A 22,300-nucleotide genomic window follows, 5' to 3' on the forward strand; every position below is an offset into this window, starting at 1 on the left:
AGAGCTTATTATAACCCAACAGCCCGTAAAATCCTATCGATAACCGGTTGTTCAATTAAACCACCCATTCTTAGTATATCCATAACATATATAAATCCAATTACAAGCAATCCAGGGATAAATGCAGCAAAATGCAAAAACGTAGTACGCTTTTCTTCTCTTTCCGGCACAATTTCTCTTTTGTTATTATTCCTTATAAAGAGCCGTATCAAGAAATAAAGCCATGCAATAGAAAATGCAAATATCATAACGTAAACAATTATTACAGCTATAAGCTCTATTTGACTCATCTCACTAAAAGACGCAAAAATATCCCCGTTTTGCACATTTTCTACCCCTTTTATGCCACTTTTCTTCATAAACTCATTAGCTTTAAGTGAGACATATGTTAAGCATACTGCAATAGAGTTATTTGTAAAGTGCGCAAACATGCTGCAAAATATTGAATTGCTCTTATAGACCAAAAATCCCATCAAAGCACCCAAAATAAAAGTACCTAAAAATCTCTGAAAGTCCATATGCATCAATCCAAACAGAAACGCCGTAATAAATATCGATTTCACTGCACCAAATTTTTCGAGGCCTCTTTGAATAACGCCCCTGAAAAGAACTTCTTCGCATATTCCGGCAGAAACCCCTATAACAAAGATTCCTATTAAAAGCCCCCAAGATTCAGTTGAAATAGGTGCCTGGAACACTTCATATTTCCCGAATATTAATTTGATAACCCAGTAGTTCAAAAAGTTTAAAGCTCCAATGACAGGCAAAGAAAAAACTATTATCCAAAAAATTAAAAACAAATTTAAAATTCCTGGCTTGTTTAACCTCAATACTTTTTTTACATCATATTTAAAAATCAACAAATATGCTATAGGAGGAACAAGTATCAAACCAAATTCAGTTATTAAAACACCGTAGTTTACATTCCATTTTTGAACTCTTGTTCCAAGATATAAAAATATAACTACAACTAATGAAAAAAGAACACCGACTTGCAACACTGATGGCTTTTTAAAGCTATCTTCCTTCCTCTCTACAAACTCGTTGTTATTCATGTCAAGCGCGTTGTATTCTTCCATTTTTTATCCCCCTATGGTTCAAAATATATTGCTGTAAAATGAAACGGGGGCATAAAGCCCCTCGTAATAAATTATAATAGATTTTTTAAGATAGTTGAAGTATTTTTAGAAAAAAACTACATTGTGAGTACTCCGTTAGGGGTATTTATAATCATCAAAATCTTTTCTTCTTTACCGTTTTCAGCATTAATATATACAAGAAAATCCCTATCATTTAATTTCCCCTTAAACTCATAAGTAAATATCTCTGTTTTATAATCGGTAGGTATCATTGCAAGCCCAGTACTTGAAATTTGCATCTTGGAAGTTATTAATGCACGTGCTTGTTCCATAGTTATTTTAGGAGCCGGAATATTTCTTTCACTGTGGGAAGAAATATATCCCTTACTTTCAAAGCCTATCACTTCTCCATTATCCAGCGCTACCTTTACTTTAATCAAATCAGGATATATGGTCACATTATTCTGGCTATAGGCATAATTTATCACTGCTGTATTATCTTCCTTTAAGTAATAGGTATCAACCATATTCTTATATCCGTGTTCTTCAAGAAATTTCTTTCCAAATTGCTTTGCCTGATCCATATTTATTTTTTCTGCTGGAACAGACCTGTTATAAAGCATCCATAAAACATGTCCGCCCTTCTGAGCTACATCAATATTAGCATTCTGTTCCTTTGGAAGATTCTTAAAAGTAACGTTATAACTGTAAGTCTTGATCTTGCTTTTATCATCTCTTCCTATATCATTTACAGCTGCAACCTTATCCTTCCCAAAAAAGTTTATTACACTTTGCTTTGCCTGCTCAGAATTTATATCGTTGCCTGTAAGCCCTTTTGGTTCAGCTGATGTCATATGATCTGAAAAGGGACCGTCATATATAAGAGTAGGGTAGTCCTGAAAAGTCTTATCAACATTTTCAAATTGCTGAGATGGCATTTGGGAAGAGGTTTTTTGAAATAATTTAGTCCCCTTATTGGCAAGTTCACCCCACTTAATTCTACCTGAAGTCAGCTGGTTTTGAAGGTCATTCAAACTCTGTTCCAGTGAAACTGAATATCCATGTAGGTTTTCAATAAGCTTGTACTGTTCATCGGTAAGCTTCTTGCCATCCATATTCTGATTGTTAATCGAATACGCAAGGTCGCCAACCTGAGTCAGAAATTTGGATGTATTGGCAAGAACCTGCTGTGATACAGGCAACTGGCCAAGGTTTGTCTGCGCCAAATTTGCCTGCCTCCAAGCTTCTTGCATTGTTGATGCAGTCTTATTCGGTGTAGAGGTTATTAGTGATTTTATAAGCAATACCTCAACATTATTTACATATCCTGTCATATCATAAAAAGCACGGTTATACTGATTATCCAACTCCTGCCTCAAATTAGCAGCATGTTTATACTGATAAATTCCCCATATTGCCACTGCCGCAATAACTACAACTACTATACTATACATCTTTCTGTCTGATAAACGTCTCTTAAAATCCAACAACTTTTCTCTTATACTCAACAGTACTGCACCTCCTATATTCCGAAATTATGTTTTCCTATTTTCTTAAGTATTTTTCTTGACCATATCCATTTGCTGGTTGCGGTTGCAGGATTCCAGTAATACAGACATCCGTTGCTTGGGTCCCATCCGCTCAATGCATCTCTGGCAGCTTTCACAACCGTGGAATTGGGATCTAATGCAACACTTATCTGTCCATCTGAAACAGCAGTAAAAGCTCCCGGCTGATAAATGACACCAGCTATAGTTTTAGGGAATCTTGAATCCCGTGTCCTGTTTAAAATAACTGCTCCCACAGCAACCTGCCCTTCATATATCTCGCCTCTTGCCTCTCCGTTTATTGCTCTTGCTAAAAGCTGTTCATCACTCACCCTGCTGGCTTGGGCCATTGCAGCTCCGGATTGCGCAAATGTTGTAAGCCCCATTGACTCCAACGTTTTCTCTTCTGCTATTCCATTTGCAGGTAACTTATAAGTCATCTGGAAATCCCTTACTGCAAGGAATGTATTTAAGTCATAATTTCCACTAATACTTCCATCATAGTATCCCCAGTTTTTAAGCCTCTGCTGAACCTTCATTACATCGTCGTTTTCCATACCCGGTGCCAGCTTCTCCGCTATAGGAGTAATAAATACCTGTCCGTCAAATACTAGAGATATGGCTAGGGAAAAAACTATTACAAGTATTACTAGCACTTTTATAGTTTTCAAAATAACTTCCTCCTTTCAAGAATTAAATGCAATAAATTTGAACCATACACTGTCTTACTGCGTATATACCGCCAAATTTTACTTTTAATTACTTTTTATTTTCTGTGTTTTTATAAAAAAATATTCGTTGTGTATAGCTAACAAAATGTAAAATTAGATAGTTTTAATGTATAAGTTTTATCCGACTTCCAAATACTAACTGGTAACTAATAATAACTGAGGTTTGGTAATGGACGTTTTATATTTGTCAATTTCAATGGGCGCTGGTCATTTAAGAGCTGCAGAGGCTTTGAAGGAATACGTCGATGAAATGTATCCGGATTCAAGATCTCTGGTAATTGATACATTTAAATACATAAATCCGCTAGTTCATAAAGTATTCGTTGACGGGTATCTGAACATTGTCAGAAGTATACCTTATGCTTATGGTGCTCTCTATAGAATGTCCGAGCAAATGGATAATATGAATAAACTGAGCCATGCCCTCAGTAAGCTGTTTTCATACAAACTTATGAAACTAATTGAGGAGTTTAAACCTTCAATCATTGTCTGCACACATCCGTTTTCCCTACAAATTGTTTCCTGCTTGAAAAAGGAAGGAAAAATCACTATCCCCTGTATAGGAATTTTAACCGATTATGTAAATCATCCTTTCTGGTTCCATGACAATATTGAAGCATATGTAGTTGCACACGATAATATAAAACACGATATGATAACCAGCGGAATACCTGAACACCGAATATACTCTTTTGGAATTCCCGTTTCAAAAGTATTTCTACAAAAAAAATCAAAAGAGAAACTTTTAAGAAACTATGGTCTGGAAGACAAATTAACTATTTTGATTATGGGAGGAAGCCTTGGGTTTGGTGACATTAAAAAAGTATATCTTTCTTTCCTTAATATCAAAAAGGATATACAGGTGATAATTGTAACTGGTAAAAACAAAAAGCTTAATCAGCAATTAAAAATACATCTAAAAAAAGATAATAAGAAAGTTATGCTGATAGGTTATACCAACGAAATCTGTAATTTGATGGATGTTTCAGATTTATTGATAACCAAGCCCGGAGGTATGACCATAACCGAAGCCCTTGTAAAAGAGCTTCCTATCTTCATAATATCTCCTATACCTGGGCAGGAAGAACGCAACTCCCATTTTCTAACAAGCAATGGTGTAGCTGAAAGATTAGTGAAGGAAGACGATATTCCTACCCTTATAAATAATATAATTGATAATCCTTATCGGCTGGCAAACATGAGAAAAATGTCTCAAAATCTATCCATGCCCAACTCCGGTTTTAAAACAGTTTGTCTTATGGAAAGGCTTGTTAATAATAGACTATATAATTAACGACTCAATCAAATTAAAACTATAGTAAAACCCTATCTATTGTTCACAAATTATTCACAAATACTTAAAACTTATCAATTAAAATCTTAACTAATTATCAAGAAAAAGCTATTATCAAACAGCACATTACCATGGAGGATTAACATATGGAAAAAGCAAACTTCCTTGAAGAAGCGAAAATAATTGTTTCTCTAAAAAAGGAAATACACAAGGTAATTATTGGCCAGGAGTATATGATTGACAGAATCCTGATCGGCCTTTTAACTGGAGGGCATATTTTGTTGGAAGGTGTTCCAGGCCTCGCCAAATCACTAACTGCCAATACTATAGCTCAAGTTGTAGGCGTTGATTTCAAAAGAATACAATTTACTCCAGACTTGCTGCCGGCAGATATTCTCGGTACTGAGATATATAATCAAAAAAACGGCGAGTTTATAATTAAGCAAGGCCCTATATTCAGCAATTTAATTCTTGCAGATGAAATAAATCGTGCTCCTGCGAAGGTGCAATCTGCCTTACTCGAAGCAATGCAGGAAAAACAGGTAACTATTGGTGAAAAAACTTATCAATTGGACAAGCCTTTTTTAGTCATTGCAACCCAAAATCCACTTGAGCAGCAGGGAACTTATCCTCTTCCTGAAGCACAGCAAGACCGCTTTATGTTGAAATTGAAAATAAACTATCCTGGCAGGGACGAAGAAAGAAATATCATTGACTCCTGCACTACGGAGCAAGCATCTGAAACTGATGTCAAAAAGGTCTTATCCCGCGAGGATATTTTTAGACTTAGGAAAATAATCGACACCATATATATTGATGAGAATATAAAAAATTATGTTCTCGATATTGTTTTAAAAACCAGGGAAGAGTCTGCATACATCTCCTGCGGTGCTTCTCCTCGTGCTTCAATAAACCTTATTAAAGCAGCAAAAGGCAGGGCCTTCCTAAAAGGCCGTGACTATGTAGTACCCGATGATATTAAAGCTATGGCTTACGATGTATTAAGGCACAGAATTATACTATCCTACGAAGCTGAAGCCGAGGATATAACTTCAGAAAAAATAATTGCAGACATACTCGAACAAGTTAATTTACCTTAATTAGACATTTAGGAATAACCCATGCTTACTTTTTACAGGAGCTGTTTTCCTTTTTAGGATGCTGAAAATATAACTTTACCAAGTAATATTTCAGTTATTCTATAGCCGGATGGAAGGAGTCCAGATATGCTTTCGAAGGAACTTATCAAAAAGATAAGACAGATTGAAATAAAATCGAATAAATTGGTTAACGAGATTTTTTCGGGTGAATATCGTTCAGGGTTTAGGGGTAAGGGAGTGGAATTTGAGGATATCCGCCAATATTACCCCGGTGACGATGTCAGAAGTATTGACTGGAATGTTACAGCCCGCCATAATAAAGCATTTGTCAAACGATTCTGTGAAGAAAGGGAATTAAACATGTTCCTTTTAATAGACATGTCCCGTTCAAACAGCTTTGGCACCAAGAAGGATTTAATTGCTGAAGTTAGCGCAACTTTGGCCTTTTCAGCAAGCAAAAACAATGACAAGGTCGGCGTTATATTCTTTACTGATAAGGTTGAGAAATTTATTCCTTCTGTAAACGGCAGAAAGCATATTTTATCTATAATAGAAAACATCTTGAATTTCCAGCCCGAGCTTTCGGGGACTGACCTTGCCAAAGCATTGCAATATTTTAACCGTATTGAGAAGAAACGCAGTGTTGTTTTTGTTATATCAGACTTTCTGGATGATGGATATAAAAAGGATTTAAAGATTACTGCCGGAAGGCATGATCTCGTTTTGGTGCGTGTTGTGGACCGAGCTGAGGAATTTATCCCAGGTGGGGCTATTTTTACTTTTGAAGATCTTGAAACCGGTGAAACAATTATACTTGATAATATTAAAAATGAACAAAAGCTTGATACCGGTACAAATCTATTTAAACGCAACCTAATCAATATTTACACCGATGAAGATTATGTAAAGCCATTAAAACAATTTTTCAGAAGAAGGGGTCAGCGATGAAAAAAAGTAAAATTTCACTTCTTCTATTAATTCTATCTCTGTTTTTTGTTTTTTCATCTGTTTGTATTTCGGCCGAAGAACGAAGTATTTATGTAGGTGATTTAATTCAATTAAAAATTGAATCACAGAATTTAACTTTAGATGAAATAACAGATAAGTTCAAGGATTTTGAGATAGTAAATGTTTCTGATATCACCAATGGCTATCTGCTCACCCTTCGAAGTTTTGAAACTGGTGAGAAAACTGTACAAATAGGTGATAAGGAAATCAAAATAGTAATTAAATCTACTCTCTCTGAGATAGAAAGAAAGGAAGTATACGAAGGAAACTTAAACCCACAAGGAACAGGATTCTATTTGCAATGGAAATATATACTCTTTGCCCTGATTGGTATCTTTTTGTTGACGGGCGGGCTTAATATTTGGTTATTTTTGAAGAAGAGGAAGGATTCCTCATTAAAACCCCATCAACGTTTTATTAATTCGATAAGTGATTTATCAATAGATCAGGATGATTATTTAGTTAAGTTGACTGTTTGCTTTAAAGAATACATCGAAGCCACCTATTCATTTCACATAAAGGGCAAAACATCAACTGAAATTATTAATGAAATAAGCCGTATGCCTGGTTTGAATGAAAAAATACCGGAAATTAAATCATGGCTTCAGGAAAGTGATTACTACAAGTTTTCCGGCACTGCTGTACCAATGGCAAAAAAACTTGAGCTTATGGGTAACCTGCAGGAATTGGTTGGAAGGATCGAAGAGACAAAAGAAGGAGAAATACGATGAGATTGGCAAATTGGTATTTTCTTATCTTTATACCTTTAATTATATATTTGTTTTTTGTAAGCAGAAAAAAGTCAGCTCTGAAGTTCTCAAGCGTTAAACTTCTAAAGAGCTATGGTTATAAAAACAAGATCAGGCACAAAATCGGAAGGTATTTGGTTGTTTTAAGCCTTATATTGATGGTTATTGCAATGGCAAGACCACAGCTGCCCGAAAAAAATTCTCCAATTTCAAAGCAGGGAATTGACATAGCAGTAGCTCTAGACGTATCTGGTACTATGCAATCGGTAGATTTTGAACCAAACCGTCTGGAAGTAGCCCGCAAAACCATACAGGATTTTGTAGACCAAAGACCTTCTGACAGGATTGCGCTAATTGCCTTTGCCGGTACTGCATATACAAGAGTTCCATTAACACTTGATCACAATGTAGTAAGAGAGTCTCTTCAGGATATCTCTTTTAAATCTGTCAATGAGGAAGGTACCGCTATAGGTATGGCAATCTCCGTAGGACTGAACAGACTAAAAAAGAGCACTTCTCCATCTAAGATTATGATTCTTCTTACTGATGGAGACAACAATGCCGGATCAATTGATCCGAATACAGCGAGTACATTAGCAAAAGATTCCGGTATCAAAATTTATACAATTGGTGTAGGTTCAGATAAAACAATTATACCCGGAACAAATGAATTTGGCCAAACAGTGTACCAGGAGTATGAGAGCGGCCTTTTGAACGAAGACCTACTGAAGAAAATAGCAGAAACTACAAATGGCCAGTATTACCGGGCAAAGGATTCAAATGCCTTGTCTCAGGTCTTTGCAAATATAAATAAGCTGGAAAAAACCGATTTTGAAAAGGATGATTTTAAGCAGTACACCGAATTGGCTTTCATTTTAATTATAATTGCCCTTGCTTTGTTAATTGTTGGTATTTTCCTTGACTCCTATTATTTCGTAAGGATTCCATAGAAGAACCATTAAGGACAAAAAAATTTTAAGGAGGATCGTTTAATTGAATTTCATAGAGTTTAAATATCCTTTTAATATAATATATATCATACTTCCCTTAGCAAGCTGTATCCTTCTCATCCTAGGTTATAAGAAAAAAGAAAGGATACTGAATTTACTCAGAATTAAAACAGTTAAGAGATTTAGAATCCTTCGCACTGTGCTAGCTGTTCTGGGACTTGCTTTAATACTCTTTTCCCTGTTAGGACCACAAAGCTTTATAGGCCTTGCAAAAATTAATAAGGAAGGTCTGGACATCTATGTTCTTATAGATACATCTAAAAGTATGCTGGCAGAAGATATCAAACCAGATAGACTCAGCAGGGCCAAAAATATTATAGAGAGCATTATAGATAACCTTGAAGGCGACAGAATCGGCTTTATTCCCTTTTCTTCAGCCGCCTACATACAGATGCCTCTGACTGATGATTACGACTTGGCCCGTATGTATCTTGATGTAATTGATACCGATATGATTGCAGGAGGAGGTACTAATGTCGGTACTGCACTCAATCTTGCCGAAAATTCCTTTGAGGAAACTTCAAGTGCTGACAGAGTAGTAATTATTTTAAGTGATGGAGAAGAACACAACTCAAACAGCGTAGATATATTAAAATCGTTTAATGATGAGCACTTGAAGGTATTTACTATCGGTATAGGAACTGCAAAAGGTGGATTGGTTCCTGATTATGGATCTGATGGCGGACAGAAATCAGGTTATAAAAAAGATTCCAACGGAGAGTTTGTTATGTCGAAATTAAATTCAGAAACACTAAAAAAACTCGCTTCTACCGGAAAAGGTTCATATTATCAGTCCTCACTTACAGGTGATGAGATTGCTTCACTTACGAAGAAAATATCTTCTTTAAAGAAAGATACTTACAAGGCAGACGAGGTAAGGAGATTCAAACAGCTGTACCAATTCTTTCTGGGTCCTGGAATATTGTTGTTTCTAATAGCTTATCTCCTGCCCGAAAGGAGGAATACTTTATGAAAATAGCTTCCCTTATTTCAGGACTACTGATCGTTGCCCTGATAATAATGTTTTTCACAGGGGCAATAGATTTTGAGAACAGTATAAACGAATCTATAATTACCGGAAATCGCTCTTATGCAGCCAATAATTACGAACAAGCACTTGAGACTTATAAAAAGGGGTTAGGTCAAAATTCTGAAGAACCCAGGTTAAACTATAATTCTGGCCAAGCTTCCTACCATTTAAATAAGTATGAAGATGCTGTTAATTATTATATTAAAACCTCTGATACACCGGACAAATACTTAAATTCGGGTAACTCCAGTTTAAAACTTGCTGACAGAGCCGCAGATGCTGGTCAAAAGCAGCAGTACTATCAACAAGCTTTAGAAACTTATAAAAAGGGAATAATTGCTTTTCCGGAAAATATACCTTTAAAGTATAACTATGAATATGTAAAAAGCAAGCTTGATGATCAAAAGGATAATAACGAGAATAAGGATAACCAACAGCAAAATCAGGAAAATCAAGACAAGAATAACCAGAGTAAACAAGATGAGAATTCGCAGCAGAATAACCAGAATGAAAATTCTCAACAAAACGAACAAAATAAGGATTCTCAACAAGATAACCAAAATGGAAATTCACAGCAAAAAGATAATAATGAACAAAACCAGGAAAAATCGCAAAATCAGCAGTCTTCACAAGCGGAGAAAAGCAACGGGCAAGATAACGCACAAACTGGAGAACAAAACAAAGAAAAGAATGGGCAAAAAGATGCTTCACAAACGGAGAAATCGGATTCTTCCAATTCAAAACAAACCGACAGCAATGTTACACAAGTGCTCAAAATGCTGGAGAAGCAGGAAGAAGACAGCCTTAAAAATAATCAGGAAATAAAAAGCAATACTAAGGGGGATGAATATGATTGGTAAAAAACTAAAAGCTGCCTTCTTCTTAATAATAATAACCTCATTTATTTTGGGAGCATATAGCAGCGTTCTGGCTAAAGACCCTGAATTTCGCCTTAATATCGATAGTTTAAATCTTCAAAAGGGATCAAGCACTACAATGGTGCTTTCATTGATAAATGTCAAGAATGCAGAAATAAAGGAAATAAAAGGTCTTGATAATTTTGAAGTACTGTCCAAAAATCAGACTAGTTCAAGCCAAGATATCAATGGAGATAAATCCTACAAGATTGATATACATTTTACTATAATGCCAAAAAACGTAGGTCAGTTTACTCTTCAGGGTATTGTGGAATGTAACGGAAACACATACCAGACAAATTCACTTACAGTCAATGTAAGTGAGACTCAAGAAGCACTTCAAAACCTATTTATAAAAACAAATATTTCAAGTACTGATATATATTTAGGTCAAAAGGTTGTGCTGTCTTATGAACTCTATTCACGCTACAGTATTGATACTGAGAATTCCATGTTTAAAGATAAAATAGAAATAAATGGGTTTATGATGAACGATGTGCCTAATGACAAGTTAAAGGTTGAGTATCCTTATCTTGAAGGTAAAAGATATGCTAAATACGAATTAAAACAAACTTATCTAGCGCCAATAAAAGCTGGTACATTTACAATACCTGAATACAATTTTCAGGTCGGTGTCATTACAGATGGAGGTATTTTCGGTTTTTCCCAAACGCAAGTTGAATACCTTAAAACTGAAGCTAAACAATTAACTGTAAAAGCACTTCCTGGAAATCAGCCTTCCGATTTTTCCGGCATTGTAGGAAAACTAAATTTAAAATCTGAATTCAGCCGACAGGAAGTTCCGTATGGAGACTCGCTAACACTGAAGGTAGCTGCTTCTGGCAACTGCGATCTTTCCTTATTGGACAAAATAACTAAAAATGGTGTTCCCGGCTTTACTGTATATGAAACCGGAAAGGATATACAGGAAAGTATTGTAGACAATCAATATTCAGCCCAAAAGGAATATGAAATCATATTAGTTCCCGAGAAAAGCGGAGAAGTAAAAATTGATCCTATTTATATTTCTTACTTTGATACTGAGTCAGGAACCTATAAACAGGCTGAAATCCCTGGAACAACTATCACTGTGACAGGTGAAGCACCTCAGATTCAAACACAAGCACAAAACAGTGGAACCGCTATAACAGAAAAAGTAACTATAGATCAGATAAACTACGCCCCCAAAAACGATGGATACCTCACTATACAATTGAAAAAGGATTACGTTTTTGTTGCCCTGTCAGTGCTAATAATTCTAGCCCTTCTAGCTGTTTTGGCATTTTTCATTCTAAGGTATTTTAAGAAACAAGACAGAAAGCTGCTGGAAATGTATAAACATCTAAAAGGTACAAATGACAAAAACGAAATCTACAATGTGTTAAACGATATGATTAAGTATTGCTTTAACCTGAGTTTGAAAGCCAGCTCTAGGGACACAATCAAAACCAGACTTGCACAATATGAGCTATCCGATCAAGTACTTGAAATCATAGATTATATAGAAAATGACAAAAACAATTCGCACAAAGCTGACACGTATTTGAAAGATAAGATAAAGGAAGTCTACAAAGTGCTCAATAAGCTTCTTAGTAATTCTAAAACCAAACATGAATCTTAGTGGACTCCTAACTCCATGACTGCGCACATATAAATAAGGCTGTTAGCAAATACCTTGCTAGCAGCCTTTTAACATGCTCACCCTATTAAGATTTTTATAGCTGAACTTTTATTCTGAGCTGTTTTAACTAAAAAATCCGCTTTATTCCCCTGATCCTCTTCATATAATGATCAGAATTCAGCAAAGTACAGTCAATAGACCCCTTCGCCTCACTTGCGATTAGTATCTGGCCATCGCCCAAATAAATCCCTATATCCGATATATCCGCCAAATCTTCATTTGCACTCAAAAAAACCAGATCCCCCAACTTTATGTCCTCCACACTTGCAGGACCATCTTTAATAAAGTCAAACTGCTCCATTGTCCCTCTTGGTAAATTAACTCCATTTATCTTTCCGCATATATAAACAATGCCTGAACAATCAATACCTTGTCTTGCACTAACCCCGCCCATCAGATACTGAGTGCCTTTAAACTTCTTAGCTGTGGCTGAAAAGTCCTGCGCCGTTGTTTTGGGAATTGGCTTATTTACCTCTAGCTCAATAGTATTCTTCATCTCAACCCAACCTGTCAGGTTACCGGGCACAACCACTTCATAATAATTCTTCCTTTTGCCCTTTATAAAGAATTCTGTTCCCATCACTGCTTCTTTGAGCGTAGCACTGCCCCCATAACTTGCAAAAACAGGCTTTGTCTTTCCTGTTATTACAATCCTGCTGGAATAAATCTCCTCCTTAACACTTGTACAATCTCTATCGATAAATTTTGAACGCAACCAACCTGTGCACCCATCAACTGTTTTAACCTTCGCCCAGCCATCGCTCTCTTCAATCAAAGTAACCGGCTGATTAAACAAACCCTGAGTTATTCTTTCCGAGTCGATCTTCGCTTCTTTAAAAATATCAACAACAGTATCAATTACAACTGCTTTATCCTTATACCTTTCATTAATAGCTTGCGCACTCTTTCCACCATTCTTTAGCACTTCTGTACTCACCTGTTTGTCACCAGAACTGCATCCAGTCAATATTTGCATAGCTATTAACAAATATATAAATAGAAATTCAACTCTTTTCAAGGCAGACTCCTTTGTAAATGTAATAATATAAGTCAATAAATCGACAAAAAAACTTATAATAATTCTATTACATTTATTTTACTATTGCAAACAAATTTAACCAAATCAACTTCTCTTGATTTGCATGTAAATAATATGATCTGCCTTTCGCTCGAGAGCTCCTTTAACATCTTTAAAGTATCTAAGGATCTTGTATCATCATATTGAGCCAAAATCTCATCCATAATAAGAGGTAGTTTCTCCGATTTACTTTCCATAGTTTTCACCAAAGCAATTCTTAACGCAAGATACATCTGGTCAATGGTCCCTCCGCTAAGCACCGATATTGGGACTATTTCGTTAGCAAAAGGTTCTGTTGTTCTTGGTATTAAGTTTTCATCCACTTTAATATCCCCATACCTTTGAGATGTTATGATACTTACTATTTTAGATGTATTACTGTTTAGTACAGGAGCAAAATCCCGTTTAATCTCAATACTTGCTTCTTCTAAAACTTCAAGGGCTGTTCTCAATGAAAATCCAGTATCCTCAAGCTCCGCCTTTTTAATTTCGAGTTGTCTTACATCCTCTTCAATCTGTTCTAGTTCATTGCTGTCATCAGTTAATCCCGGCAGTGCAATTTCTCTTTCCTTTACGGAAAGCTGCACTCCATTTATCTTATCTAAGACCTTTTGCATCATTTCTTCAATCTGCGCTTTAGTATCTTCTAGCCCTAAATCCAGTATTATCTCCATCAATTCATCATAAGTCAGACCATCAAAGCTGCTACCCGCATAAATTGACTTTATTTTATAGGCATATACATCAAGGCTTTTATATAAATTTTTAATTTTATTATCAATTTCATTTATAACCCCAGCAAGCCTCTCCTCGCAATTCACCTTCTGCCCGCTTATGGAATATGCCCTATTATAGAGATTATTTAGCCTCTTTCCCAGTTCCTCAAGCTTCTCTTCTCCATGGGTTAAATATGGAGTTATCTCCTTATACCTATTGACAGCATTTCGAAATTCCTCAATATGTTCTTTCCTGACTTCATCCTCCTGCCAGTTAATTATTGAGGCTTCCAATAGTTTTTCTTTCATAGATCTTAATAGGTCTAAAATCATATTCGATTTCTTGTCAAGCTCTACTTCAAGTTCATCTATTCGCTCGTTTTGGCTATTAAGCTCATATACTTTGCTGTCATAAAGCGCTTTTTTCTTTAGAAATTCATCAATACTCGTTACTTCAAGCATTTTAAATATATCTGACTGTTTTTTATTTTGAGTTTCTATCTTATCAAGCAATGCTTTTACCTTTTTATCCGATTCTTCTTTACCGTCCTTGAGAGTGTTTGCCAACTTTGCATTATTGTTTTTTAAAACAGCAAGCACAAAAAATAAACTTAGAAGAGCACCCGAACCTATAAAGCTTTGAACAATTCTACCTCCTGAAAATCCATAAAACAGCATTACTGCTATAGACACACAGCAAGCTCCCATCCCTGCTGCAATACCTATACCCTTAAGACTTAATGATTTGATCTTTCTCTGGATTTCCTCATTTTCAAAGCTTTCAAGATTAAACTCGGTACTAGGGGAAGGATCAGCAATGTCAATGTTTCCAAGTGAATTAAATGCCTTAAAGCTCTCTAAATATGCTTCAATTTCCTCTGCCTTTAGTTTTAACTTTTGAATCTCAGATAAAAGCCTTTCCTTCTCGCCGTTTAAGCTTTCAAACTTTGTGTACTGAATGCTAAGTTCATCAGCATCTTCAAATCCAACTCCTTGAAAAGTACCAAGCTTCTCCTTTGTCTTTTGGTACTCACGGATACTTCCAGCGATTCTAACACCCTCACTCTTCAATTCTGAAATTTCACCCACTATATCATTTAAATCCTTCTTTTTTCTTTTGTAAACATCCAACTCTTCTCTAAGCTTAATAATATCCTTTGCCAGCAATATAACAGCTTTTTCTTCTTCAAGATCCACCAATTTCCTATTTAAACCTGCAATTTCATCTTCTATTGAAAAAAGGGATTCCCTTCCCTTTATAAGACTCTGTTTTCTAATATTCAACTCATTTAATTTTGAATTTATCATATCAAGGGGACGAGTAGAAGTTTTATCTGTACCCACATAATTCTTTAGAGCGTCTTTTATAGCATCACGAGCGTCCTTAAATGATATATCTTCAAAACCTGTCTCCCATATATTTGAAAGCCTGTCCAAAATCTCTCTGCTATCACTGGCATCAAGTTTGGTTCCCATCTGTCCTATAAATGACGTTTTTTCAAAACACGATTCTGTAAGCCCAATATGTCTTATTGCAAAGAGAGGACCTTTGTCTTTACTTTGATCAAAGGTCTTTGTTATATCCTTGTATAATGAATCGTAAACTCTAGTTTCGCCACTGTCAAAATTCCTTTCAACAGTAAATGTCTGGCCGTTATCGAGAGTGTATTTCATACTTCCCTTATAACTAGCTCCCGTCCAGGGCTTATATCTTTTTTGTGGTGTAAGCGCCCCTTGCTTGAAATTCCTGCCGCCCTTCAAAGAATAAAGCATAGCCTTGATAAACGCCTCTATTGTCGATTTGCCTGATTCGTTTTCGCCATAGACAACATTAAATCCCTCATCAAATTTAATTTCAAAGTTGTTGAATTTTCCAAATCCCTTAAGGTCCAGTTTCTCTATTTTCATATTTGCTCCCTTTTACAATTCTTCTATCCTTCCCTTTTCAAGAGCCTCAACACCATAGTAAAGTGATTTCATCAATAGATACCTTTCCTTTTCACTGTTGGCTCTATACACCATTTCCAGAAGCTTCCGCACATACAGCCCTTTTAAGCCAGGCTCATTTCTCAATTCATCATAATTATACCCTGGAATAGTTTTATCTTCTACATCAAAATAAAACATACTGCCTTCCAACAGTCGCTTTATTTTTGCCTTATTCGGCCTATATTCGTCACTTGTATAGCCTTTTAATTTTATTGAAACAAGAGAGTTTTCCAAAGACATATTTCCTAAGGAATGGCGAATTTTTTCAACTACATGCTCATCGCTGTTTATACCTTCAAGATTCAAACTTAAAGACCTGTATTGTTTTCGGTTTACACATACATATTCAACATCAAGCAAGCTCTTACTAACTGTACCTTTAAAAATCCCATGTTCTCCTTCCTCATCAAAGCCTAAAGGTTCAGGGCTTCCGGGATTATAAATTACCCCTTTTTGTCCCAAATCATCTATTCTGTTGTGAAAATGTCCAAGTGCTATATAGTCCATATTGAGCTTCGAAAGCTCCTCGCTTGAAAGGAGATTATAGGCTTTCTTTGTAAAATTCATGTCAACAGTTCCATGCACTAAAAGGATGTTTACCAATTTATCATTATCTGCTTTAAATTCATCACTCAAAAAACCGTCCTTATAAAAGTCTCCAAACCCAAGTCCATATATGCACACATTCATGTCAAAAAGTTCTACTTTAGGCCTCTCTTCAGATAGAATATAGACATTGCTGTTCCACTCGAAGTTTTTATAATAAGAATTTTTTACATACGGATCATGATTCCCAGGTACGATAAAAACCTTTGTATCTTCGATTTCTCTAAATCTACAATTAACATGGTTTATGGTAGATTTTTTTACATAGAAGTGTTCGTATAGATCTCCACTTATCAAAAGCAGGTCTGTATTTTCTCTTTTTACCATATCTATAATGACATCAAAAACATCTATAAGGTCTTGCCTTCTCTGGCTAATCCTCTCAACATCCGGGCCTATAGAAGTAAAGGGACTGTCTAAATGCAAATCAGAAAAATGTACAAACTTTATCGGTCTCATTTAAATCACTTCCTGCAACTGTAAATAATCTGCAGTTTTATTATATATGTTATTTTCAATTTCTGCACCTTAAATTTGCTTTATTTCTCCATCCTGTATAAAAAAACTGGAACTAATAACATGTTCACTAATTTCTTTTTTTACGTCTTTAATTTCCAGAACTACCCCAGGATATGCCTTTTTCATAATAGTAATTTCGCCTTCCCCCTTTGTACGTAAGGCATTTACCATAAGCTTTTTCTCGTTCTCACAATCCCTAATCATATCTTTAATCTTAAACAAATTATTAAACACGTTTGTATACTCTCTCCTCAGCTCATCTGTAAACTGCATAGTATTTGAATAAGATGAAATCTCCAGTTTTGCTTTAGCTAAATCATTTTTTAAACTCTCAATTTCGCTAATTAAAGCTTCAAGCCTTGCCTTAATAGAATTTCTATCAAATCCCCTTACTGATATTATAGTTTTCTTCTCACTTGGAGAGCCTATTATAGAAGACATAACCTTTATTTCAGCTTGAATATATCCTCCAATTATCTGACCTTTTGGGGAATCAAGAATAACCTCCTTAGCAGTTATATTGCTATTTAAACAGTAAAAGCCTATATGGACGCTTCCTTCACAAATAATAGTAGCATCAGAAACAAACTTGGTATAAAGATCCCTTTTTGACTTAATCACTGCTTTATTTTTACCTGCAATTCCACCTTTGATACTAATGCTGCCCTGCTTGCTTACTACCTCTCTTACACTTCCTATTCCATATTCGCCCAATATCTCTATATCCTTTGATGCCTCTATGGAGAAATTATCATCAACAGTTCCTTTTACAGTAAGATACCCATCAAAATCAATATTCCCCACCTTAAAATCTACATCTCCAATTATCTCCAAATGATTGGACACACTAATTTTTTCCCCATCATAGTGAACAGCGCCATTCCTCAGTGCATAAAGGGTAGTAACACCATCTTTATACTCTTCTCTTACTGAATTTTTATCATATATAATAGGATACTTTTTCCCCTGTCTGGATGGAATAATCATTCCCCTAACTGATCTACCTGGAACACCGGGAGTTGGATCTTTTCTCTCCCCAAGCCAATCTCCTGTATTAACTCTGTTTATCAGACTCAATTCATAATGATCTACTTTTCCGTCATCTTTCGCTTCCGGTTTAACTTCTTTCATTTCATACATCTTTACAATCGAATCTTCACCATTCTCTGGAGAGATTCCCTCTGCAACCAATATTTGCTTATTATTACTGAGTTCATTTACCAGTACATCTGATTTTACCCCAAATACAATACCTTCCGCCTTAAGCCTGTTCATAATTTCCATTATAAGATTTAACTTTGCATCACCTATAAGCTCCGTATGTGGCACACATAGTTTTACATATGCCTTTAATTCATCGCTTGATACATCTATTGTTATCCTTTCCTTTGCCTCCCCAAACTTCTCAAGTGGCTTTGGCGGAAACAGTATAGCATTCTTTATAGCCATAAAACTGGATATTTTTATTTCCGGATGCTGGCTTATAATACTATTAAACTGTTCAATAGACATACCGGTTCTATATGATTCAATGTAGAAGCCATCTACCTTACGGATTATTTTTATAAATTCCGATGAGTGTATAATAACATCATTTGCCATCTTTAATCCCCATTTCATTAGAACTTTCATTAATATAAATTTTATTACTGTAATCCAACAAACTTGATTAAAGTGGAACTCCTCATACTTATACTTATTAGAATTTATCGGCTAAACTGAAATAAAAATAAAGGCCTGAAATTAAATTCAGACCTCTACATTATATTCTTAGATCGATTTTTATGTCTTTCATCCAGAACGTTTTCAAGAGCTACAGCCTCATTAACAACACTTTCAATTTTTTCAAGCATTTCCTCTGATTCCAAGCTAAGTCCAATCTGATGCTTAAACATGCTCACAGTACTCTTGATATAATCAAGCTTGGTATCCATCCGTTCCAAATCCTGCTTTTCATCTTTTAGCCTTGATATTATTTTTTCATCCATTTCTATAGTCTTTTTAAGGTCCTCGTATACCTTATGATCACTGATAAAGTTGAGCTTCCTTCTATTCTGCCCTATTCTTTCCATTACAGGGCTCACATCAGTTAAATTAAGCTCCCTGCTTCTGATACAAAAATCCTTTAATAGCTTTATATATGTTATAACCAAATTTAGAGTATGTTCGGTTATTTTTTCCTTAAGAAAATTAGGATCATCCTTGTAATAAGCATTCATTATTTCCATCTTGTCTTCCATAATAGCACACAGTTTTTTGTAGTAAGCCGAGTTGGTATGTTTTTTAGTTTCATCAGCAAGTCTTATACAGGTTTCATTCAATTTCTTTAAACGCTCTTCCTTAGACTTGCGAATAAGCTTATCCTGAAACTTTTTGCTTGTAAAGCTCTGTAACGACAAACCTATATAAGCCCCAAACGACGCAAAAAAGTTAACGTTAGCTAAATTAGCATTAATCAAATCACTAGCCGCCAAGGAATAGGAAATCACGATTAGTATTATAAGTACCCCAATATTCCTGTAGTTGGTTAATGAACTTATCAACAGCCTAAACTTCATGTTATCTTCATAATTCATATTACTAGTTACCTCATATTATACACGGACACATCCCTGTTTTAAGGAATGTGTCCATTATTTGAGAAATTTATTTGGCAAATATCCTATAATCTAATGGGACCATATGCTCCAAAAATTTTCCTTGACTATATTGTTCAATAAAACTGCATTTCTTATTCGCTTACCTTATTTTCAGGTTTTTCTTTAACATCCAGAGGTGATTCGTTTACTGCAGGGGGGGCCTCAACCTTTTCCTTAACTTCAAACCCCTGTTCACCGCCAAGCATTGCTTCTGCCCTTGCACGTGCTCTGTCACGAGCTGAGTTCATATCAAGCTTCTTAAGCTTCATATCTACGTTATCGTTGTTTAAAGACTCTATAGCATTTGCCTTCGCAACCTTCTTATTAACGATTTCTCTTGCCCTGTCCATATCTTCATTTATATTTCCAACCTTGTTGTTCTTGGAAGTATATTTTGCATTAACAGAATTTATATTCTCCTTTAGTGATGCCATCTTTTGCTGGCTCTTCAAAGTTTTTAACTCATTTAACTTTGCATTCATTTCAGACTCAAATATCTTGTAATTTTCCCTGATTGTATCTACATCTTTCATTGCATTTTCATAGGTAGCTTTGTGTGTGTCATATACAGTCTGGTATTCTTCTTCCTGCATGAGAAGTTCAACTAAAACTTCCTTATCTCCCTGCTTTTGTGCAGATTCTATTCTTGCCTTAATAGCATTCAAATTCTTTTCAGAATTCTTCATTTCAATCTTTATCAACTCAGCATTTGTCTGAATTTCTACAATCTGTTGCTCTGCTTCCTTACGTGCCTTTCCAATCTGATTCTTTATATCTTCAAAAAGTAGTTCCGGATTGTTTTCTTCCAACCCACCTACGAATTGTCCGAAAAATCCTCTAAACAAGCTACCTAATCTACTAAAAAAGCCCATGTTCTTTACCTCCTAAAAATTATGGCATAGTATTAATTTATAATAAATAAACAGCATTGTAAACTATTTAAATAAAAATTTTATTATATATTGTCAACACTGCTTCTTTCATCCAAGACTTTTTGATATTTTTCCGGAAGCAAATCCTTATCGTCACACTCTTTAACCGCAAGCATTGTCATATACTCCACCTGCTGCGTGCTTGGTCTGCACCTTGATATAGCCTCACTGAGTACTGTAGATGTCAACACTGTTCCTTCAACATCATCTTCATTTGCAAGTTCATAAGCTTTCCTCACAACTGTCTCAATTTCAGCACCTGTGTAGTTCTCAGTTTGCTGTGCAAATGGGAGAAAATCCTCAATATCAGTTTCGAAGCCAAATTTTTTAATCATAATCTTAAAGATTTGTGCCCTCTCCTCTGCTTCTGGAAGCAATATAGGAATCTTTTTATCAAACCTACCTGCTCTCTTTAGAGCCGCATCCAACAGGTCAGGCCTATTCGTTGCAGCAATAAAAATTACTTTCCCTCTATTATTTGTATTACTCGTGAACTGTAAAAATTCACTAAATATATTTCTGCTGACCCCATTATCATTTCCATCCCCGCCTCTTCTAAATGCCGTATCTATTTCATCAACAAATACAATAACTGGCTGCTGGGATTGTGCACCCAAAAGACACTTCTTGAAATTCTTCTCACTTTCTCCAACATACTGTCCCAATATTCTCGACATATCAATCTTAACACAGTTAAAACCGCTCGACTTTGCCAGTGCATTTACCAGAAGGGTCTTTCCTGTCCCTGAAGGTCCACATAAAAGTATCCCCATAGGCACCCTTCTCAAGTCACCATTTTTAATAGGCTTCACTATATTTTTAAGGAGGTAGTTTTTTGCTTTTTCCATTCCTCCTACATCTTCAAAACTAATCTCAGGATATATAAACTCCAAAACATCTCCATACTCTTTTTTTAGCACTGAATGCTTTTTCTCTTTTATAAAATCAAAACTAATAGCTACATTTTCAGATTCTGCCTTTAGTTTTATATCCTTTATTGCTTTTTTACTGAGTCCTGAGGATAACTTTGAAAACTCCTCAACAGAGAGATCCATTTTTATGTTCTTTTCCTCAACCAGATATTTAATATAATCTTTCCTCTCTTCTTCAGTAGGAAGTTCAACCAGTATAGGCTCTACCCTGTATGAGGATCTTAAAACCTCCGGGTTCACTTCTGCCAAAGTGTTTGCCATCATAAAAATAGTGCTGCCAACTGAAGAGATTCTAGCATCATTTGACCACTCAGAAAGCCAAATCAGCGCAAGCCTTTCTTCCATAGATAGGCTGCCTATATCTCCAGGCGGAATTATTTTTTCTACATGATCTACAAAAAGTACCATTTTAGTGTTTCTCAATGCTAGATCAATAAAAGGGAATATCTTCGACGGTAAGGAATTTAAAAGATTGGAAGCCATATTCGAGGTAATCTTATGGAACTCCCTGGCCATAGCCGGCTCGAAAAAAGTTAAACCTTTAGAAATATCGTAGAATGCAACTATTCCAAATCCACGTTGTTTAATAAATTCATCATATATATACCTGTCTATGTTTCTATAGTTATCTACTACATCACGAATATTAAAATATAAAATAAATTCATGTGAAATTCCCGCTTTATAAGTACTTAAGAAGTTTTGATACCACATAGTTAGCTCCCTGGTAAATTTAATAAGCA

At 35.4% G+C, this 22,300-nt stretch carries 18 protein-coding genes; 8 read left to right on the forward strand and 10 right to left on the reverse strand.

Going from position 1 to position 22,300, the window contains the following annotated elements:
- Positions 1–8: 8 nt before the first annotated feature.
- The 3 genes from ACECE_RS0208270 to sleB all read right to left on the reverse strand — a co-directional run bounded on the left by ACECE_RS0208270 (position 9) and on the right by sleB (position 3,297).
- Positions 9–1,079: a type II CAAX endopeptidase family protein gene (locus tag ACECE_RS0208270; protein WP_010246538.1), complete on the reverse strand. Its 1,071-nt coding sequence runs from the start codon at positions 1,077–1,079 to the stop codon at positions 9–11.
- Between the two features lie 116 nt (positions 1,080–1,195).
- A complete protein-coding gene (gene ypeB, locus ACECE_RS0208275; RefSeq protein ID WP_010246540.1) occupies positions 1,196–2,587 on the reverse strand; it encodes a germination protein YpeB in 1,392 nt (463 codons plus the stop codon).
- A gap of 14 nt (positions 2,588–2,601) precedes the next feature.
- The gene (gene sleB / locus ACECE_RS0208280; protein ID WP_010246542.1) at positions 2,602–3,297 is read right to left on the reverse strand and encodes a spore cortex-lytic enzyme; all 696 of its coding nucleotides are present in this window, start codon (positions 3,295–3,297) and stop codon (positions 2,602–2,604) included.
- Positions 3,298–3,526: 229 nt separating this feature from the next.
- On the opposite strand from sleB, the gene ACECE_RS0208285 reads away from it, so the two are divergent.
- The 8 genes from ACECE_RS0208285 (at position 3,527) to ACECE_RS0208320 (ending at position 12,086) form a co-directional block, all read left to right on the forward strand.
- Positions 3,527–4,651, forward strand: coding sequence for an MGDG synthase family glycosyltransferase (locus ACECE_RS0208285; protein ID WP_010246544.1), 1,125 nt, complete (start codon positions 3,527–3,529; stop codon positions 4,649–4,651).
- Positions 4,652–4,797: 146 nt separating this feature from the next.
- Entirely contained in the window at positions 4,798–5,751 is a 954-nt protein-coding gene (locus ACECE_RS0208290; protein WP_010246546.1) for an AAA family ATPase, read from the forward strand.
- A 126-nt stretch (positions 5,752–5,877) separates the two neighbouring features.
- Positions 5,878–6,699, forward strand: a complete 822-nt coding sequence (locus ACECE_RS0208295; RefSeq protein ID WP_010246548.1) for a DUF58 domain-containing protein — start codon at positions 5,878–5,880, stop codon at positions 6,697–6,699.
- Positions 6,696–7,490 carry a hypothetical protein gene (locus tag ACECE_RS0208300; RefSeq protein WP_010246550.1) on the forward strand — a complete coding sequence of 265 codons (795 nt, stop codon included), beginning with the start codon at positions 6,696–6,698 and terminating at the stop codon, positions 7,488–7,490. The genes ACECE_RS0208295 and ACECE_RS0208300 overlap by 4 nt, the downstream gene beginning before the upstream one ends.
- The gene (locus tag ACECE_RS0208305; RefSeq protein ID WP_010246552.1) at positions 7,487–8,458 is read left to right on the forward strand and encodes a vWA domain-containing protein; all 972 of its coding nucleotides are present in this window, start codon (positions 7,487–7,489) and stop codon (positions 8,456–8,458) included. Before ACECE_RS0208300 ends, ACECE_RS0208305 begins: the two co-directional genes overlap by 4 nt.
- A 43-nt stretch (positions 8,459–8,501) precedes the next feature.
- The gene (locus ACECE_RS0208310) at positions 8,502–9,491 is read left to right on the forward strand and encodes a VWA domain-containing protein (protein ID WP_010246555.1); all 990 of its coding nucleotides are present in this window, start codon (positions 8,502–8,504) and stop codon (positions 9,489–9,491) included.
- Positions 9,488–10,408, forward strand: a complete 921-nt coding sequence (locus ACECE_RS0208315) for a tetratricopeptide repeat protein (protein WP_010246557.1) — start codon at positions 9,488–9,490, stop codon at positions 10,406–10,408. Before ACECE_RS0208310 ends, ACECE_RS0208315 begins: the two co-directional genes overlap by 4 nt.
- Positions 10,398–12,086 carry a BatD family protein gene (locus ACECE_RS0208320; RefSeq protein ID WP_010246559.1) on the forward strand — a complete coding sequence of 563 codons (1,689 nt, stop codon included), beginning with the start codon at positions 10,398–10,400 and terminating at the stop codon, positions 12,084–12,086. Before ACECE_RS0208315 ends, ACECE_RS0208320 begins: the two co-directional genes overlap by 11 nt.
- A 127-nt stretch (positions 12,087–12,213) precedes the next feature.
- Here the strand turns inward: ACECE_RS0208320 and ACECE_RS0208325 are convergent, their stop codons facing one another.
- The 7 genes from ACECE_RS0208325 to ACECE_RS0208355 all read right to left on the reverse strand — a co-directional run bounded on the left by ACECE_RS0208325 (position 12,214) and on the right by ACECE_RS0208355 (position 22,271).
- Positions 12,214–13,164, reverse strand: coding sequence for a C40 family peptidase (locus ACECE_RS0208325; protein WP_010246561.1), 951 nt, complete (start codon positions 13,162–13,164; stop codon positions 12,214–12,216).
- Positions 13,165–13,217: 53 nt separating this feature from the next.
- Positions 13,218–15,848, reverse strand: coding sequence for an ATP-binding protein (locus ACECE_RS0208330; protein WP_010246563.1), 2,631 nt, complete (start codon positions 15,846–15,848; stop codon positions 13,218–13,220).
- Positions 15,849–15,860: 12 nt separating this feature from the next.
- On the reverse strand, positions 15,861–16,994 hold the full coding sequence (locus tag ACECE_RS0208335) for a metallophosphoesterase family protein (RefSeq protein WP_010246565.1): 1,134 nt from the start codon (positions 16,992–16,994) through the stop codon (positions 15,861–15,863).
- Between the two features lie 69 nt (positions 16,995–17,063).
- Positions 17,064–18,656, reverse strand: a complete 1,593-nt coding sequence (locus ACECE_RS0208340) for a DUF342 domain-containing protein (RefSeq protein WP_010246566.1) — start codon at positions 18,654–18,656, stop codon at positions 17,064–17,066.
- A 155-nt stretch (positions 18,657–18,811) separates the two neighbouring features.
- Complete coding sequence (locus ACECE_RS0208345; protein ID WP_010246569.1) at positions 18,812–19,630, reverse strand: hypothetical protein; 819 nt, start codon at positions 19,628–19,630, stop codon at positions 18,812–18,814.
- 155 nt (positions 19,631–19,785) lie between these two features.
- Positions 19,786–20,565, reverse strand: a complete 780-nt coding sequence (locus ACECE_RS0208350) for a PspA/IM30 family protein (RefSeq protein WP_010246571.1) — start codon at positions 20,563–20,565, stop codon at positions 19,786–19,788.
- Between the two features lie 83 nt (positions 20,566–20,648).
- Positions 20,649–22,271, reverse strand: coding sequence for an AAA family ATPase (locus ACECE_RS0208355; protein ID WP_010246573.1), 1,623 nt, complete (start codon positions 22,269–22,271; stop codon positions 20,649–20,651).
- Positions 22,272–22,300: the final 29 nt, after the last annotated feature.

The organism is Acetivibrio cellulolyticus CD2 (assembly GCF_000179595.2).
Taxonomy (GTDB): domain Bacteria; phylum Bacillota; class Clostridia; order Acetivibrionales; family Acetivibrionaceae; genus Acetivibrio; species Acetivibrio cellulolyticus.

Bases quoted from the DNA above. Each gene is read 5' to 3' on its own strand.
- ACECE_RS0208320 (WP_010246559.1), top strand. From the start codon at position 10,398: ATGATTGGTAAAAAACTAAAAGCTGCCTTCTTCTTAATAATAATAACC.
- ACECE_RS0208345 (WP_010246569.1), bottom strand. From the start codon at position 19,630: ATGAATTATGAAGATAACATGAAGTTTAGGCTGTTGATAAGTTCATTA.
- ACECE_RS0208350 (WP_010246571.1), bottom strand. From the start codon at position 20,565: ATGGGCTTTTTTAGTAGATTAGGTAGCTTGTTTAGAGGATTTTTCGGA.
- ACECE_RS0208340 (WP_010246566.1), bottom strand. From the start codon at position 18,656: ATGGCAAATGATGTTATTATACACTCATCGGAATTTATAAAAATAATC.
- ACECE_RS0208290 (WP_010246546.1), top strand. From the start codon at position 4,798: ATGGAAAAAGCAAACTTCCTTGAAGAAGCGAAAATAATTGTTTCTCTA.
- ACECE_RS0208315 (WP_010246557.1), top strand. From the start codon at position 9,488: ATGAAAATAGCTTCCCTTATTTCAGGACTACTGATCGTTGCCCTGATA.
- ACECE_RS0208305 (WP_010246552.1), top strand. From the start codon at position 7,487: ATGAGATTGGCAAATTGGTATTTTCTTATCTTTATACCTTTAATTATA.
- ACECE_RS0208330 (WP_010246563.1), bottom strand. From the start codon at position 15,848: ATGAAAATAGAGAAACTGGACCTTAAGGGATTTGGAAAATTCAACAAC.
- ACECE_RS0208270 (WP_010246538.1), bottom strand. From the start codon at position 1,079: ATGGAAGAATACAACGCGCTTGACATGAATAACAACGAGTTTGTAGAG.
- ACECE_RS0208335 (WP_010246565.1), bottom strand. From the start codon at position 16,994: ATGAGACCGATAAAGTTTGTACATTTTTCTGATTTGCATTTAGACAGT.
- ACECE_RS0208295 (WP_010246548.1), top strand. From the start codon at position 5,878: ATGCTTTCGAAGGAACTTATCAAAAAGATAAGACAGATTGAAATAAAA.
- ACECE_RS0208355 (WP_010246573.1), bottom strand. From the start codon at position 22,271: ATGTGGTATCAAAACTTCTTAAGTACTTATAAAGCGGGAATTTCACAT.
- ACECE_RS0208300 (WP_010246550.1), top strand. From the start codon at position 6,696: ATGAAAAAAAGTAAAATTTCACTTCTTCTATTAATTCTATCTCTGTTT.
- ACECE_RS0208285 (WP_010246544.1), top strand. From the start codon at position 3,527: ATGGACGTTTTATATTTGTCAATTTCAATGGGCGCTGGTCATTTAAGA.